The organism is Sphingomonas sp. ASY06-1R, assembly GCF_052180265.1.
GTDB lineage: Bacteria > Pseudomonadota > Alphaproteobacteria > Sphingomonadales > Sphingomonadaceae > Sphingomonas_I.
In genome coordinates this window covers 204,145-219,089 of sequence record NZ_CP197464.1, presented here as the reverse complement: position 1 = coordinate 219,089, position 14,945 = coordinate 204,145, and the positions used below count along the sequence as shown (strand labels likewise).

At 66.6% G+C, this 14,945-nt stretch carries 17 protein-coding genes; 12 read left to right on the top strand and 5 right to left on the bottom strand.

The window, feature by feature from the left end; all coding sequences use genetic code 11:
- Positions 1-7 precede the first annotated feature (7 nt).
- The 9 genes from nusA (at position 8) to ACSBM8_RS01110 (ending at position 7,605) form a co-directional block, all read left to right on the top strand.
- A complete protein-coding gene (gene nusA / locus ACSBM8_RS01150; RefSeq protein WP_442679844.1) occupies positions 8-1,627 on the top strand; it encodes a transcription termination factor NusA in 1,620 nt (539 codons plus the stop codon).
- Positions 1,627-1,857, top strand: a complete 231-nt coding sequence (locus ACSBM8_RS01145; RefSeq protein WP_442679843.1) for a tautomerase family protein — start codon at positions 1,627-1,629, stop codon at positions 1,855-1,857. Before nusA ends, ACSBM8_RS01145 begins: the two co-directional genes overlap by 1 nt.
- Positions 1,858-1,921: 64 nt before the next feature.
- Complete coding sequence (locus ACSBM8_RS01140; RefSeq protein WP_442679842.1) at positions 1,922-2,617, top strand: RNA-binding protein; 696 nt, start codon at positions 1,922-1,924, stop codon at positions 2,615-2,617.
- Positions 2,618-2,682: 65 nt separating this feature from the next.
- Complete coding sequence (infB, locus tag ACSBM8_RS01135) at positions 2,683-5,292, top strand: translation initiation factor IF-2 (RefSeq protein ID WP_442679841.1); 2,610 nt, start codon at positions 2,683-2,685, stop codon at positions 5,290-5,292.
- A 139-nt stretch (positions 5,293-5,431) separates the two neighbouring features.
- The gene (gene rbfA, locus ACSBM8_RS01130) at positions 5,432-5,830 is read left to right on the top strand and encodes a 30S ribosome-binding factor RbfA (protein WP_442681655.1); all 399 of its coding nucleotides are present in this window, start codon (positions 5,432-5,434) and stop codon (positions 5,828-5,830) included.
- Positions 5,820-6,371 carry a GNAT family N-acetyltransferase gene (locus ACSBM8_RS01125; protein WP_442679840.1) on the top strand — a complete coding sequence of 184 codons (552 nt, stop codon included), beginning with the start codon at positions 5,820-5,822 and terminating at the stop codon, positions 6,369-6,371. Before rbfA ends, ACSBM8_RS01125 begins: the two co-directional genes overlap by 11 nt.
- Positions 6,372-6,502: 131 nt before the next feature.
- The gene (locus ACSBM8_RS01120; protein ID WP_442679839.1) at positions 6,503-6,679 is read left to right on the top strand and encodes a hypothetical protein; all 177 of its coding nucleotides are present in this window, start codon (positions 6,503-6,505) and stop codon (positions 6,677-6,679) included.
- Positions 6,680-6,751: 72 nt separating this feature from the next.
- Positions 6,752-7,057: a type II toxin-antitoxin system TacA family antitoxin gene (locus tag ACSBM8_RS01115; protein ID WP_442679838.1), complete on the top strand. Its 306-nt coding sequence runs from the start codon at positions 6,752-6,754 to the stop codon at positions 7,055-7,057.
- On the top strand, positions 7,054-7,605 hold the full coding sequence (locus tag ACSBM8_RS01110) for a GNAT family N-acetyltransferase (RefSeq protein WP_442679837.1): 552 nt from the start codon (positions 7,054-7,056) through the stop codon (positions 7,603-7,605). The genes ACSBM8_RS01115 and ACSBM8_RS01110 overlap by 4 nt, the downstream gene beginning before the upstream one ends.
- A 670-nt stretch (positions 7,606-8,275) precedes the next feature.
- On the opposite strand, the gene ACSBM8_RS01105 is transcribed toward ACSBM8_RS01110, so the two are convergent.
- Together ACSBM8_RS01105 and ACSBM8_RS01100 are read right to left on the bottom strand one after the other, a co-directional pair.
- Complete coding sequence (locus tag ACSBM8_RS01105) at positions 8,276-8,506, bottom strand: hypothetical protein (RefSeq protein WP_442679836.1); 231 nt, start codon at positions 8,504-8,506, stop codon at positions 8,276-8,278.
- Positions 8,503-8,733: a hypothetical protein gene (locus tag ACSBM8_RS01100; protein ID WP_442679835.1), complete on the bottom strand. Its 231-nt coding sequence runs from the start codon at positions 8,731-8,733 to the stop codon at positions 8,503-8,505. Before ACSBM8_RS01100 ends, ACSBM8_RS01105 begins: the two co-directional genes overlap by 4 nt.
- Before the next feature lie 116 nt (positions 8,734-8,849).
- Between ACSBM8_RS01100 and ACSBM8_RS01095 the strand changes: the two genes are divergently transcribed.
- The gene (locus tag ACSBM8_RS01095) at positions 8,850-10,142 is read left to right on the top strand and encodes a homoserine dehydrogenase (protein ID WP_442679834.1); all 1,293 of its coding nucleotides are present in this window, start codon (positions 8,850-8,852) and stop codon (positions 10,140-10,142) included.
- A 410-nt stretch (positions 10,143-10,552) separates the two neighbouring features.
- Here the strand turns inward: ACSBM8_RS01095 and ACSBM8_RS01090 are convergent, their stop codons facing one another.
- Positions 10,553-10,975: a hypothetical protein gene (locus ACSBM8_RS01090; RefSeq protein WP_442679833.1), complete on the bottom strand. Its 423-nt coding sequence runs from the start codon at positions 10,973-10,975 to the stop codon at positions 10,553-10,555.
- Between the two features lie 184 nt (positions 10,976-11,159).
- Here ACSBM8_RS01090 and glpX point away from each other — a divergent pair, with 184 nt between their 5' ends.
- The gene (gene glpX, locus ACSBM8_RS01085) at positions 11,160-12,134 is read left to right on the top strand and encodes a class II fructose-bisphosphatase (protein ID WP_442679832.1); all 975 of its coding nucleotides are present in this window, start codon (positions 11,160-11,162) and stop codon (positions 12,132-12,134) included.
- 312 nt (positions 12,135-12,446) lie between these two features.
- Positions 12,447-12,641 carry a hypothetical protein gene (locus tag ACSBM8_RS01080; protein WP_442679831.1) on the top strand — a complete coding sequence of 65 codons (195 nt, stop codon included), beginning with the start codon at positions 12,447-12,449 and terminating at the stop codon, positions 12,639-12,641.
- A 7-nt stretch (positions 12,642-12,648) separates the two neighbouring features.
- Here the strand turns inward: ACSBM8_RS01080 and ACSBM8_RS01075 are convergent, their stop codons facing one another.
- Positions 12,649-13,926, bottom strand: a complete 1,278-nt coding sequence (locus ACSBM8_RS01075) for a dipeptidase (RefSeq protein ID WP_442681654.1) — start codon at positions 13,924-13,926, stop codon at positions 12,649-12,651.
- A gap of 287 nt (positions 13,927-14,213) precedes the next feature.
- Complete coding sequence (locus tag ACSBM8_RS01070) at positions 14,214-14,942, bottom strand: metallophosphoesterase family protein (RefSeq protein WP_442679830.1); 729 nt, start codon at positions 14,940-14,942, stop codon at positions 14,214-14,216.
- Positions 14,943-14,945 lie beyond the last annotated feature (3 nt).

Here is a 14,945-nt window from a genome sequence, read left to right as displayed (position 1 = left end):
TAAGTCCATGGCTACTGCCATTTCCGCCAACAAGGCCGAGCTGCTTGCCATCGCCGACGCCGTCGCGCGCGAGAAGCTGATCGACAAGGCGATCGTGATCGAGGCGATGGAGGACGCGATCCAGCGTGCCGCCAAGGCCCGTTACGGCGCCGAGAATGATATTCGCGCCAAAATCGACACCAGCGCCGGCGACGTTCGCCTGTGGCGCGTCGTCGAGGTGGTCGAAGAGGTCGAGAATTACTTCACCCAGGTGTCCGTCGCCGAGGCGCAGAAATTGCAGCCGGGCGCGGTGCTGGGCGACTATATCGTCGATCCGCTGCCGAACATCGAGTTTGGCCGCATTGCCGCGCAGGCCGCCAAGCAGGTGATCTTCCAGAAGGTCCGCGATGCCGAGCGCGAGCGTCAATATGAGGAATTCAAGGATCGCGCGGGCGAGATCATCGTCGGCACGGTCAAGTCGGTCGAGTTCGGCCATGTCGTCGTCAATCTCGGTCGGGCCGAAGGCGTCATCCGCCGCGATCAGCAGATCCCGCGCGAAGTGCTGCGCAAGGACGATCGCGTGCGTGCGCTGATCATGAAGGTGGTACGCGAGAATCGCGGGCCGCAGATCTTCCTGAGCCGCGCGCATCCCGACTTCATGAAGAAGCTGTTCGCGCAGGAAGTGCCCGAAATCTATGACGGCATCATCGAGATCAAGGCCGCTGCCCGCGATCCGGGTTCACGCGCCAAGATCGGCGTGATCAGCCGTGACAGCTCGATCGACCCGGTGGGCGCCTGCGTCGGCATGAAGGGCAGCCGCGTGCAGGCGGTCGTCCAGGAGCTTCAGGGCGAGAAGATCGACATCATTCCCTGGTCGCCCGACAATGCGACCTTCGTCGTCAATGCGCTGCAGCCGGCCCAGGTCGCGCGCGTGATGATCGACGAGGAAGAAGAGCGGATCGAAGTGGTCGTCCCCGACGATCAGCTGAGCCTGGCCATCGGCCGTCGCGGCCAGAATGTCCGTCTCGCCAGCCAGCTGACCGGCAAGGCGATCGACATCCTGACCGAGGCCGATGCGAGCGAGAAGCGCCAGCGCGAATTCGTGCAGAATAGCGAGACCTTCCAGAACGAGCTGGATGTCGACGAGACGCTGGCCCAGTTGCTGGTGGCCGAAGGCTTCACCAGCCTGGAGGAAGTCGCCTATGTCGAGCCGGACGAACTGGCGCAGATCGAAGGCCTGGACGGCGAGATTGCCGGCGAGCTGCAGAACCGCGCGGCCGAGGCGATCGATCGTCGCGAACAGGCCAATCGTGCCCAGCGCGTCGAACTGGGCGTCGAAGACGCGGTCGGCGAGCTGCCGCATCTGACCGAGGCGATGCTGGTCACGCTGGGCAAGGCCGGGATCAAGACGCTGGACGATGTGGGCGACCTGTCGACCGACGAGCTGATCGAAAAGCCGCGTGCCGAACCGCGCCGCCGCAAGGAAGGCGCGCCCGCACCGAAGCCCGACAAGGGCGGCGTGCTGGCCGGCTATGGCCTGACCATGGATCAGGGCCAGGAGATCATCATGGCCGCCCGTCAGGCCGCCGGCTGGTTCGGCGACGACGAGACGGCGGACACCGCCGCAGCACCGGAGGCCGACGCCTGATGCCCTTCATCGCGGTCGAACTGGCGGGATCCGCAACGCATGAGCAGAAGGCGGCGATCGTCGCCGACATCACGCGTTCGATGGTGGAGCGGTTGGGCAAGCCCGCCGCTGCCGTCCAGGTCGTGATCAACGAGCATAGCACCGAAAATTACGGCGCCGCCGGGATCCTGATCGCCGACCGCCCCGCGGCCCCTGCACAGGAGGTCGCGAACGCGAATGGCGGACAATGATCGTTCGGATGAACTGACGGGATCGGCGCCCCTCCCGCCCGCGGGAGGGAGCGAAGGCCTATCCGTGCCCGCTTCCGCCGACCCGGCCGAAGACGGCGCCGACACGCCGCGTCCGCCCCGCCCCGAAAACGGACGGGCGGCGAAGGCGGACCCCGAACGCACCTGCGTGCTTTCGGGCAAGAAGGCCTGCCGCGACGAGCTGATCCGGCTGGCGCTGGGGCCGGACGGCACGATCGCGCCGGACGTGCGGGCCAAGGCGCCCGGCCGCGGGGCATGGATCGGGGTCGATCGCGCAACGCTGGAAGAGGCGATCCGCAAGGGCCGGCTGGGCAAGGCGCTGAGCCGCGCGTTCAAGACCGCCGTCAGCGTACCCACCGACCTGGCCGACCAGATCGAACGCGCGCTGGAACGCGCCGCGCTCGACCGGCTTGGGCTGGAGGCGCGCGCCGGGCAGATCGTGACCGGAACGGAGAAGATTATCGACACCGCCCGCAAAGGCGGCGTTGCCTTGCTGCTCCACGCGCGCGATGCTGCGGCGGACGGCACACGCAAGCTGGATCAGGCACTGCGCGTCGGGCTGGATGCCGAGGGTACAGACCTGCGGGGACTCGCAATCCCGGCAACGCGGGCCATATTGTCGATGGCGCTCGGACGCGAGAATGTGGTACATCTTGCGTTGATCGCGCCGGCTGCGGCCGCGCGCGTCAACCAGGCGCTCGGCCGGTGGCGCGGCTTTATTGGACTGGATGATGTGACTTAGGCCCTTGCGAGGCTTCGCAAGGCGCTTTCGGCGCATAATGATTTTATGAGGGTTCGGGTTACCAGATGAGCGATAACGAAAAGCCGAAACTGGGTCTCAGCGTCCCGTTGGGCGTGCGGCGCACCGTAGAGACCGGCAAGGTGAAGCAGAGCTTCTCCCACGGCCGTTCCAACACGGTGATCGTGGAGACCAAGAAGGCTCGTGTCCTGCGCAAGCCGGGAGATCCCGCGCCTGCCCCCGAGCCTGAAGTCGAAATTGTGGCCGAAGCCGCCGCGCCTGCGCCCGTCGCGGCGCCGGTCGCCCCGCGTCCGCAGCCTGCCCCGACTCCGCCGTCGCGTCCGATGACGCCGCTGGAGCGCCGCGAGCAGCAGGAACGCCTGCTGCGCGAGGCCGAGGAAGCGCGCATGAACGCGCTGGAAGATGCGCGTCGCCGCCAGGACCAGGCCGCGCGCGAAGCCAGCGAAGAAGAAAAGCGCCGCGCCGAGGAAAAGGCCCGCGCCGCCGAAGAGGCCGCGGCCAATCCGCCGGTCGAGGCACCGGTTGCGACGCCTGTGGCACCCCCCGCGGCTGCCGCCCCGGCGACCGCCGAAGCCGTTACGGCCGAGCCTGCAGCGGCCCCGGATGCAACCGCCGCCGCAGCAGTAGCTGCTCCGGCCGAAGCCGCCGATGGCGAGCGCAAACCCGGTGCCGAGCCGCCGCCGCGCCGCTTCACCCCCGTCATTCCGCCCAAGCGGCCCGAGCCGCCGGCACGCCCGGCGCGTGGCCGCCAGGGCGATGATCGTCGTCAATCGGGCAAGCTGACCGTCACGCGGGCGCTGGACGATGGCGACGGCGGTGCACGGGCCCGCAGCCTCGCCGCGCTGAAGCGCGCGCGGGAGAAGGACAAGCGCGCGCATCAGGCAGGCGGCCCGTCCGTCAAGCAGGTGCGCGACGTGGTGGTGCCGGAAGCGATCACGGTTGCCGAGCTCGCCAATCGTATGGCCGAGCGGACCGCCGACCTGGTGAAGGCCCTGTTCAAGATGGGCACGCCGGTCACGTCCAATCAGTTGATCGACCAGGATACGGCCGAGCTGATGGTCAGCGAATTCGGCCATAACATCCGCCGCGTGTCCGAAAGCGACGTCGATATCGTCACCGAGGTCGATGTGGATCCGGCCGACACGCTGGAGCCGCGCGCCCCGGTCGTCACGATCATGGGCCATGTCGATCACGGCAAGACCAGCCTGCTCGATGCGCTGCGCGGGACCGACGTTGCCGCCGGCGAAGCGGGTGGCATCACCCAGCATATCGGCGCCTATGTCGTGGCGCAGAAGGACGGATCGAAGATCACCTTCCTCGATACGCCGGGCCACGAAGCGTTCAGTTCGATGCGCGCACGCGGCGCCGACGTGACCGACATCGTCGTGATCGTCGTTGCCGGTGATGACGGCATCCGGCCGCAGACGATCGAGGCGATCCAGCACACCAAGGCGGCCAACAAGCCGATGATCGTCGCCATCAACAAGATGGATAAGCCGGGCTCCAACGCGCAGAAGGTGCGGGAAGCCCTGCTGCAATATGACGTGCAGGTTGAGGATATGGGCGGCGACGTCCAGGACGTGGAGGTTTCCGCCACCGCGAAGACCGGGCTGGACGAGCTGATCGAGAAGATCCAGCTGCAGGCCGAATTGCTGGAGCTGACCGCCAACCCGAACCGCGCCGCCGAAGGCGTCGTGATCGAAGCGGAACTCGACAAGGGCCGTGGCCCGGTCGCGACCGTGCTGGTGCGTCGCGGCACGCTTCGCACCGGCGACATCTTCGTCGTCGGCGCCGAAAGCGGCAAGGTGCGCGCGCTGGTGGACGACAAGGGCAAGCAGGTGAAGACCGCCGGCCCGTCGACCCCGGTCGAGATCCTCGGCATGTCGGGCGTGCCGTCGTCGGCGGATCAGCTGACGGTGGTCGAGAATGAGGCGCGCGCCCGCGAGGTCGCCGCTTATCGTGCCAGCGTGATCCAGCAGAAGCGCACCACCAGTGCGCCGGCCAGCCTGGAATCGATGTTCTCGGCGCTGCGCGACAAGCAGGCGGAGCAATATCCGCTCGTCATCAAGGGCGATGCGCAGGGGTCGGTCGAAGCCATTGTCGGCTCGCTCAACAAGATCTCGACCGATCTTATCCAGGTCCGCATTCTCAGCGCGGGCGTGGGTGGCATCACCGAGAGCGACGTCAGCCTGGCGGCGGCATCGAAGGCGCCGATCATCGGCTTCAACGTCCGCGCCAATGCCAAGGCGCGCGAGATCGCCACGCGGGACGGGGTCGCGCTCAAATATTATGACGTGATCTACGATCTGCTGGACGACATTCGTGCGGCGATGGCCGGCCAGCTTGGTCCGGAATTCTTCGAGACGGTCGTCGGCCGTGCCGAAATCCGCGAGGTCTTCTCCGCCGGCAAGCATGGCAAGGCCGCCGGTCTGCTGGTTACCGAAGGCTATATCCGCAAGGCGCTGCGGGCGCGTGTCACCCGCGACGATGTCATCATCTACAACGGCTCGATCGCGTCGCTGCGGCGCTTCAAGGACGATGTGGCGGAAGTCCGCGCCGGCCTGGAATGCGGTATCACGCTGGAAGGCTCGATCGACATCAAGCCGGGCGATTATCTCGAGACGTTCGAGGTCGAGGAACGCGCACGCACGTTGTAAGCTCACCCTCTCCCCTCGGGGAGAGGGTGGGACCCATGCGTAGCATGGGAGGGTGAGGGCACGAATGGTCAGGGCGCTTGCCCTCACCTTCCCACCGCTTCGCGGCGGGCCCCTTCCTCTCCCTGCAGGGAGAGGAAAGATTCGGCACAACGAAACATCTGAAGGCAAATCGGTTCGCCTGCTGCGCGTGGGCGAACAGGTGCGTCATATCCTGGCCGAGATCCTGATGCGCGGGGATGTGCATGACGACGTGCTGGCATCGCATCTGGTGTCGGTGACGGAAGTGCGGATGTCGCCCGACCTGAAGCATGCGATCGTGTTCGTGAAGCCGCTGCTGGGGTCGGACGAGGAAAAGGTGCTGAAGGCGCTGCGCACCAACACCGCCTATTTCCAGAGCGAAGTCGCCAAGCGCGTGAACCTTAAATATGCCGCCAAGATCCGGTTCCGTCCGGACGAAAGCTTCGACGAAGGCGCGCGCATTGACGAATTGCTGCGCAAGCCCGCGGTCGCGCGCGACCTGGAAGGCGATGACGACTGAGCTTGGCGCGGCGATGGCGGACGGCGCGTTGCGGCTGGATCCACTGGCCGAAGCGCATCGTGCTGACCTGAAGGCCGCCTGTGCCGAGGACCTTGCAATCTGGCCGATCTATTCGACATCCTATGATCCCGACCATTTCGACGCGCAGTTCGATGCGCTGCGGGCGCGGGCGGGCAGCTTTCCCTATGCCGTGCTGTCGGACGGAAAGCTGGTCGGCATGACCGCCTTCCTAAGCCATGCGCCCGAGCGGCAGACGGTGGAGATCGGCAGCACGTATTATATCCCCGCCATGCGCGGCACGGGGCTGAACCGGCGGATCAAGCGCCTGTTGCTGGACCGTGCCTTTGCCTGCGGCATCCGCCGGGTCGAATTCCGCATCGACGATCGCAATGCGCGCTCCAAGGCGGCGGTGCGCAAGCTCGGCGCGCAGCAGGACGGGTTGATCCGGGCGGAACGCATCACCTGGACCGGCCATGTCCGCGATACGGCGCTGTTTTCGATCTTGGCGGACGAGTGGCGGAGCCTGTCGGCCGCCGGTTAACGCCTTGAACGGATTCGACTCCGCGACTCGGCGGACTCATGATAGGATCGATTTCGTACCGGCCCATGGAGCCTGGGCGCGGCCATAAACCAGACAGGGCTCCCGCTGCTGAAGCGTGAAGGAGACGGGCTGTGGACCTGATCGAGCTCTATCATCGGCTAGGCATTTCGCTCGCACGATCGAAGCTGGCACGGTCGCCCGCGGCCCGGCGCGGCTATAGCCGGCTGGCGCGGCGCTATTCCGAGCAGATCGACCGCCAGCGCCATGAACATGCGCACCCACCTGAAATGCTGATCCCTGCGGCGTGATGCGACCTAAATTTCCTCGCCATTGAAATGTACGCCACAGTGGCGTACATGGTGTGGAGATGGAGGTGGATCATGCTCGGTATTGACGACCAGGTTGGCGCCATCGACGAGCGCAGCAGCGAGCGGATGAATTTCCGCACGAAGCCCCGCATCAAGCAGGCTATTCAGCAGGCGGCGGCGCTTTCTGGCGTGGACGATTCCGTGTTCACGATGAACGCGGCTTACAAAGCGGCGATGGAGACGATCGCGGCGCACGAGCGGACACGCTTGCAGGCGATCGATCATCAGGACTTCTTCGCCGCGCTCGATAGGCCGGCGGAGCCAAGCGCGCGTCTGCGGGCGGCCTATGCACGCCACGATACGATCCGTTCGAGGTGACGGCGCGACGGGACGCTGCACCTTTCGTCATCGAAGCGCTGGACCCCACGCGACACGATCGAACCGGCTTTTCCTGCGGCATCGCGCAAGTCGATAATTTCTTCCGGCGCACGGCAAACAAGCTGGCCCGGGCTGACAATATCCGCACATTCGTGATGCTCAATTCGGCAGGCGAGCTGATCGGGTTCTATGCGGTAAACGCGCATGCGATCGACTATCAGGATCTGCCCGATCGATTTGCGCGCAGCCGCCCGTCGCACGGCAATATCCCAGCCGCCTATATTTCGATGATCGGCGTCGACCGCCGTTTTCAGGGACGGGGCCATGGCGGCGATTTGCTGATCGATTGTCTGATACGCGTGCTGGGGGCCGCGGATGCGCTGGGCATCGCGATGATCTTGCTCGACGTGCTGGACTGTGGTGATCCGACACAAGTGGAAAGGCGTCGAGCGCTTTATCTCAGCTACGGTTTTGCCCCGTTGCCATCCCACCCGCTGCGCCTGTTCCTACCGATGGCTACGGTGCGAAAACTCGTTGCGGGCGGATAGGCGGAGGTCCAACGGATAGCGGCGGACGCTAATGAAAATGGGGGCTGGTGTCGCCACCAGCCCCCACTGCGCCGAGCTGAGTCCGCTTCGTCTCCCTTACGGGTTCGGTCCTGGATCGCTCAGGCGTCGCTGCTTTGCCGCGGGCGGAAGCCTTTGGCTGGTCAGCGGCCCTTCTTGGGGCGGTGATCGCTGAATTAAGCCTTGCGGCCCCATCTGCCATCATCGCCTCTTCCGGCGCCCTGCCGCTGCCTTCTTTCTCGCACCTCCCGGAAGGGGCCACGATCGGTCGGCTTTGGCTGTACCCTGGTTCCCGGCTCTTCCGTTTCCGTCCGAGCCCGTCTCCTGGGCACAGATGGAAGCTGTCATGCTCAGCCGAGTCGGGCCAGCGGAAAAGTGGGCCTGGGGGCTGTGGATAAGGAGGATATCGGGGATTGTTTGCGGGCGGTGGGCATAGCCTGCGGCCCGGTGCGGCGCGCCCTAGGCGGCTATGGGGTTGCCGTCCAGAGGCTTGCGGTCGGGCTGCCGGGGATTCTCTCGCACGGACGATAGGCGAGAATAGCGACATGGACCCCAGCCTGCGCTGGGGTGACGGTGGCGTTTGTCGCTGTGGGTACGTAATCTTCGCACGCACAACCTCCCCACCCGTTCGCCGGGTGAGGAGGCCGTGGGTTTAGCGGCCGCCGTGTTTGGCTGCGTCGCCGCCGGTGCCGGGGGCGGGCGGGTGGCGGGGTTCGAGGTCGCCGGTGTCGCCGCTGGCGGCATCGGAGTCGAAATCCTCCGGTGTGCCGCCGCCGCCGGCCCCTGCCCCGGATCCATGGACGCTGCCGTCCCGGGAAACGGAGGCGGGGTGGCCGCGCTCGACAGCCGCCGGATCGCCGTCGCGATCAGCGTCGCCGGTCATTGGCCGGGCAGGCTGGTCGGGATGGTGGGGGCAGGCTCGCTCTGCTTGGAGATGTCCGGGCCCGATCCGGCGGCGCCGGCGCCACCCATATGGCCCATCGTCTGATCGACGCGGTCGCCGGACTGGCCGAACTGCGCACGCTTGGCGAAATCTTTCGCGTCCAGGGCCGCGCGCTCTTCTTCGGTCAGGGTGCCGGTTTCGTCGATGGGGGTCAGTTCGTCGGCCATGATCGCTCTCCTTATGTGGGATCGTGGGAAGAACGAAGCGGCCCCCCTCCCCGTTCCGGCCGATCGGGCAAAGCGACAGGGTTGCAACGGCGAATGGCCCGGCTAGGGAAAGACGCATGGCAGAGAAGCTTCGTATCGCCCTGGCAGGGCTGGGCACCGTCGGCGCAGGCGTGGTCAAGGTCCTCACCCAGAATGCCGCGTTGATCGAACGCCGCGCCGGCCGCGGGATTGAGATCGTCGCCGTCTCCGCGCGCGATCGCACGCGCGACCGCGGCATCGACCTGACCGGGATTGCCTGGGTCGATGATACCGCCGCGCTGGCCGCGCGCGACGATGTCGATGCGGTGGTGGAGCTGATCGGCGGATCGGACGGGCCGGCGCTGACGCTGGCGCGCGCCACGCTGGGCCGGGGCAAGGCGTTCGTCACTGCCAACAAGGCGATGCTGGCGCATCACGGGCTGGAGCTGGCGACCGCGGCCGAGGAAGCCAATACCGCGCTGAAATATGAGGCGGCGGTGGCCGGCGGCATTCCGGTGATCAAGGGGCTGCGCGAAGGCGCCGCCGCCAATGTGATCGACCATGTCTATGGCGTGCTGAACGGCACCTGCAATTATATCCTGACGACGATGGAGGCGGAGGGGCGCGACTTCACCGAAGTGCTGGGGGAGGCGCAGGCGCTGGGCTATGCCGAGGCCGATCCCAGCTTCGACATCGATGGCGTCGATGCCGCGCACAAGCTGGCGATCCTTTCCAGCCTGGCATTCGGGACCGAAGTGGATTTCGGGGCGGTCGCGATCACGGGCATCCGCCATGTGCTGGCGGCCGACATTGCCGAGGCAGCGGCCTTGGGCTTCCGCGTGCGCCTGGTTGGGTTTGGCGAGGCGAACAGCAAGGGCCTGTTCCAGCGCGTCCACCCCTGCCTGGTGCCGCTCGGCCATCCGCTGGCGCATGTCACGGGATCGCTGAACGCGGTGGTGGCGGAGGGCAATTTCGTCGGGCGGCTGCTGTTCCAGGGCCGCGGCGCGGGCGAGGGACCGACCGCGAGCGCGGTGGTGGCCGACCTGATCGACATTGCCCGCGGCGAATATGGCCCGGCTTTCGCCATGCCGGTGCGCAGCCTGGCCAAGGCGGCGCCCGCCCCGGCCGGCGAGCGGCGCGGACGCGTCTATCTGCGCTTCACCGTCTCCGATCGCCCCGGCGTGCTGGCCGAGCTGACCGCGGCGATGCGCGATGCGGGCGTCTCGATCGAAAGCCTAATCCAGCGCGGCGCGACCGCCGACGGCAGCGTGCTGCTGGTGATGGTGACGCATGAGGGGCCGGAGCGCTGCGTCAGCGCGGCGCTGGAGAAACTGGAAGGATCGCCCAGCCTGCTCGGCACGCCGATGCTGATGCACATATTGGAGAGCTGAGTAGCGAGAGCGGCGGGCGTGGGTTGGATGCGCGGCGATCGCCGCGGTCTCGCTACGAACAGTTCGATCCCCCAGCCTCCTACTGCCGTCACCCCAGCCTATGCTGGGGTCCATGGCGCGCTAAGTTTGGACAGCCTTCCCGGACATCCTCCGTCACCCTGAACTTGTTTCAGGGTCCAACCCTCCCCGAGCGGCGTCGCCGCTGCCGCGATGGATGCTGAAACACGTTCAGCATGACGAACGGGTGCCAAGCCGCGCAGTCCCCACCACCGCCGTCACCCCAGCGCAGGCGGGGTCCATGTGGCGGCTTGGCGATGGCGCGCGCTGATGGGACGGCACGGCTGGTGGCGCGATGGACCCCAGCCTGCGCTGGGGTGACGGTGGGTGTGGGAGAGCGGTTGGCGGCGTGCTTAGTCGGGATCGACGAGAGCGCGGACCAGTTTTACGCCGGCGGCCGCGGCTGCGATCAGGTTGATCGGGCCGCCGCCTGCACAGGATTGGGGGCCGCAGATATCCGGATCGGCCATCGCCTGTACCGCGCGCGGGATCTCGCCCGTCGCGGTGCGCGGGCCGTCGCGAGGGCCGCGTTCGTCCGGGAGGGGCAGGCGATCGGCGGAGCCGACGCGGCCGTTGCCGCAGATCACGACTTCATTGGCGTGGGTCGGCGCCGGACAGGGAACATAGCCGTGCAGATATTTGTCGCGATATAGGGCGGCAGACTGCTGGACCAGGGTCGCTTTGACGACCGGCGGCGGTTCCGGCCCATAGGGCGCGGCGCGGACCATGCCGGGTCCGGCCAGGCTGGCGACAAGAACGGCAAGGATCAGGCGCATCGGACAATTCCCTTGTCCCGCGCAGAATGGCCCGCGCGCAATCGCTTGACCATCCCGTTCCCGCGCTTCGTCCGATCCGGATGCAACCGGCCGGAAATGCGGGAGCGCTATCAGCGGGTTTCTCGACAAGGTCATATGGCCGCCCTATCGCCACCCCGACATCCATAGAGGGGACAGTGGGACGATGGCGGTAAAGGCTTCGAAGACGCTCGATCGCGTGCTGGTTCTGGAAATGGTGCGGGTGACCGAAGCGGCGGCGATCGCGGCGTCCGGGATGGTCGGTCGCGGCGATGAGAAAGCGGCGGATGCGGCCGCGGTGGAAGCGATGCGCCACGCCTTTAACGAGCTGGAATTCGACGGCACCGTCGTGATCGGCGAAGGCGAGCGCGACGAAGCGCCGATGCTGTATATCGGCGAAAAGGTCGGCAAGGGCACGGGGCCTAAGATCGATATCGCGCTGGATCCGCTGGAAGGCACGACCATCACCGCCAAGGCCGGGCCCAATGCGCTGGCCGTGCTGGCGATCGCGGAGGAAGGCTGCCTGCTCAACGCGCCCGACGTTTACATGGACAAGATCGCGATCGGCCCGGGCTATCCCAAGAACCTCGTCAGCCTGAAGCACACGCCGACCGAGAATGTCCATGCGCTGGCCAAAGCCAAGGGCGTCGCCCCCAATGAGATCATCGCCTGTGTGCTGGATCGCCCGCGCCACGACAAACTGATCGCGGAGCTGCGCGCGATCGGCTGCGGCGTGATGCTGATCCCCGACGGCGACGTCGCCGGCGTGATCGCGGTGAGCGACCCCGATACGACGATCGACATCTATATGGGATCGGGCGGCGCGCCGGAGGGCGTGCTGGCGGCGGCCGCGCTCGCCTGCGTCGGTGGGCAGTTCGAGGGGCGGCTACTGTTCCGCAACGACGATGAGCGCGCGCGCGCGGGCAAATGGGGTGTGACCGATCTGGATCGCATCTATCAGCTGCAGGATCTGGTGCGCGGCGACGCCATCTTCGCCGCAACCGGCGTCACCGACGGTTCGCTGCTGCAGGGCGTCAAGCGCCGGGCGGGCAAGATGACGACCGACAGTGTCGTGATGCGGGCCAGTTCCGGCACGGTGCGCTGGGTCAAAGGCGAGCATCGCCGCGATATCATCGGCTGACGCGCCAACCTCTCGTAAAATTCACCAGCAATTGGCGTTGATGTGGCGCCGATTTCAAGAAATGGCGCGTTTCACCCTCTGAAGAGCAATTGGCACGCTCCCTGCAAAGTATTGTGCATCGCCGGAATGGTCCGGCGACACGATACTTCAAGGGAGACTTTCAATGATCACCAAGTCCAACTCGCTCTTCGTCCAGTTCGGCATGGGCGTCTTTGCATTCGCGGTCAGCGCAACCTGCATCCTCGCCGCCGTCGGCCCGGTTCCTGCGCTCGCATGATCGGCCGCGACACACGGCAGGGACAGGAGAGGAAGATGATTCGCGAAGACAAGGAATTGCAGGTGGCGGGCCGCAGCTGGCTGCTCGGCACCTGCATCCATCTGGCCCAGACGACCGGGCTACCTGCCTGGGTGCTGCGCGGCGGCGCGATCGTCGCGCTGTGCCTGTGGTTCAAGCTGACGCTGATCGCCTATTGCGTCGGCGCGCTTTATTATCACTACCGGCGCTGACGGCGGATCATTTGCCGCCGTCCAGCGCCGGCTGCATCGCCGTGCCGGGCCGTTCGCCTTTCATCGACGCCGCTACTTTTTCCGCCGCTTCCATGACCCGCAAGACATTGCCGCCCGCCAATTTGGCCGCATCGGCATCGCTCCAGCCGCGCCGGAGCAATTCCGCCAGGAGCGCCGGATAGGTCGCGACGCTGCCCAGCCCTTCGGGCAGGCTGTTGCCGACACCATCGAAATCCGAGCCGAGCCCGACATGATCGATGCCGGCGACTTTGACGATATGATCGATATGATCCGCGACCTCCGCCAGCGTGACCTTGGGCGCGGGATGGGCCTGGCGCCAGGCCGCCAGCGCCGCCGCCGCCTTGTCCGGCTGCCCGATATAGAGGCCGCCATAAGGCGGGGCGTTCATCCGCGTCTTTTCCGCCGCCTCGTCTGCCGACCAGCGGCGGTAGGCGTCGGACACATAGCTCCGCGAATAATTGACCATCACCACGCCGCCATTGGCCGCGACCAGCCGCAGCACATCGTCGGAGACGTTGCGCGGATGATCGTCGACCGCACGCGCACCGGAATGGGAAAAGATCACCGGCGCGCGGCTGACGCGCAGCGCGTCGCGCATCGTATCTTCATTCACGTGGCTGAGATCGACGAGCATGCCGAGCCGGTTGAGCTCATGCACCACCGCTTCGCCGAACGGGGTGAGGCCGCCATGTTTGGGATTGTCGGTCGCGGAATCGGCCCAGCTGATGGTGCGGGCATGGGTGAGCGTGAGATAGCCCGCGCCAAAGGCATGATAAGCGCGCAGCACCGACAGGCTTTCGTCAATCTGGTTGCCGCCCTCGACCCCGATCATGCTGGCGATGCGCCCGGCCTTGTGGATACGGCGGACGTCGGCGGCGGTGGTGGCGAGTTCGAACGTCTCGGGATAGCGGGCGACGATGTTATGGATCAGGTCGATCTCTTCCAGCGTCTCCTTCACCTGCTCCAGCGGCGGCAGATCGGCCGACACCCATGCCGACCAGAATTGCCCGCCGACCATCCCCTGGCGCAGCCGCGCGATATCGGTGTTGTACGGTTCGGCCCTGGTGCCGAGCCCGGCGCGCAGATCGACCGTCCAGCGTTTCTCTCCCTCCTGCTCGCGCAGCGCCTCGGGCCAGTCATTATGGCCGTCGATCAGCGGCGTATCCTTGAGGATGCGGGCGACGCGGGTGGCGATGGGATCCGTCGGCGTCGCGGCCGCCAGGGGGGTTGCGATCAGGGCGGCAGCGAGGAGGAGGCGGTGCATCCCACCACGATGACGCGGAACCGCGGCCGCGACAAGCGGCCGACCGGGGCAATATTTCATACGCGCGGGATGGTCCGTAACGTTGATAGCAGGGTGTGCTTCACGCGCCATGGACCCCAGCCTGCGCCGGGGTGACGGCAGTGGCCGGGGCTGAGCGGCTTGGCACCACGTCGTCATGCTGAACTTGTTTCAGCATCCATCACGCCAGCAGCGACGCCGCTCGGGGAGGGGTGGACCCTGAAACAAGTTCAGGGTGACGGAGGATGTGCGCTGGGCGGCGCGGAGGGCTACCGCGCCATGACGCGGTTGATGACCTCCAGCCGGCCGCCGTCGATCCGCAGTTCGTTGAACGAGGGCTGGGTCGTGCGCAGCCGTTCGGAGAGCGTGCCCGATCCGACCAGGCGGACGACGCGGCCCGCTTCCTGATGCGCCACGTCGAACGCGTCGTGAACGTGGCCGCTGACCACCGCATCGGCCCCGGCTTCCGCCAGCAGCGCCAGCGCCTCCGCGCCATTATGGGTATCGCCATGGCCGACGAAGCCGCTGCGGATCAGGGGATGATGGCAGGCGACGATCGCGACCGTATCGGCGGACTTTTCCGCCAGCCGCCGCAACGCGTCCTTCAAGCCCGAACGCGACACGCGCCCCCAGGAGAGGTTGCGGACCTGAAAGCGCGCGGTGGTTTTCAACGGCACGATCAACACGCCGGGCAGGTCGAGCGGACGCTCGATCGCGCGCTCCACTTTCTCGAAGCGGCGATAAGGGTTCAGCAGCCGCGCGACCGGGTTGAAATAGGGCAGATCGTGATTGCCGACCTCGACCGTCATCGGCACGTCGAGGCTGGCCAGCCATTGCGCGGCGGCGGCGAATTCGGCCTTACGCGCGCGCATCGTCAGGTCGCCGGTGCAGATGACGGCATCGGGCCGCTCCGTCGCAACCAACCCCGCAAACCAATCGAGCGCAGCGCGGTCTTCGCGCCCGAAATGGAGATCGGAGACGTGGAACAAGCGGGTCATGCC

Bases quoted from the DNA above. Each gene is read 5' to 3' on its own strand.
- nusA (WP_442679844.1), top strand. From the start codon at position 8: ATGGCTACTGCCATTTCCGCCAACAAGGCCGAGCTGCTTGCCATCGCC.
- ACSBM8_RS01145 (WP_442679843.1), top strand. From the start codon at position 1,627: ATGCCCTTCATCGCGGTCGAACTGGCGGGATCCGCAACGCATGAGCAG.
- infB (WP_442679841.1), top strand. From the start codon at position 2,683: ATGAGCGATAACGAAAAGCCGAAACTGGGTCTCAGCGTCCCGTTGGGC.
- ACSBM8_RS01125 (WP_442679840.1), top strand. From the start codon at position 5,820: ATGACGACTGAGCTTGGCGCGGCGATGGCGGACGGCGCGTTGCGGCTG.
- ACSBM8_RS01115 (WP_442679838.1), top strand. From the start codon at position 6,752: ATGCTCGGTATTGACGACCAGGTTGGCGCCATCGACGAGCGCAGCAGC.
- ACSBM8_RS01105 (WP_442679836.1), bottom strand. From the start codon at position 8,506: ATGACCGGCGACGCTGATCGCGACGGCGATCCGGCGGCTGTCGAGCGC.
- ACSBM8_RS01100 (WP_442679835.1), bottom strand. From the start codon at position 8,733: ATGGCCGACGAACTGACCCCCATCGACGAAACCGGCACCCTGACCGAA.
- ACSBM8_RS01095 (WP_442679834.1), top strand. From the start codon at position 8,850: ATGGCAGAGAAGCTTCGTATCGCCCTGGCAGGGCTGGGCACCGTCGGC.
- ACSBM8_RS01090 (WP_442679833.1), bottom strand. From the start codon at position 10,975: ATGCGCCTGATCCTTGCCGTTCTTGTCGCCAGCCTGGCCGGACCCGGC.
- glpX (WP_442679832.1), top strand. From the start codon at position 11,160: ATGGCGGTAAAGGCTTCGAAGACGCTCGATCGCGTGCTGGTTCTGGAA.
- ACSBM8_RS01080 (WP_442679831.1), top strand. From the start codon at position 12,447: ATGATTCGCGAAGACAAGGAATTGCAGGTGGCGGGCCGCAGCTGGCTG.
- ACSBM8_RS01075 (WP_442681654.1), bottom strand. From the start codon at position 13,926: ATGCACCGCCTCCTCCTCGCTGCCGCCCTGATCGCAACCCCCCTGGCG.
- ACSBM8_RS01070 (WP_442679830.1), bottom strand. From the start codon at position 14,942: ATGACCCGCTTGTTCCACGTCTCCGATCTCCATTTCGGGCGCGAAGAC.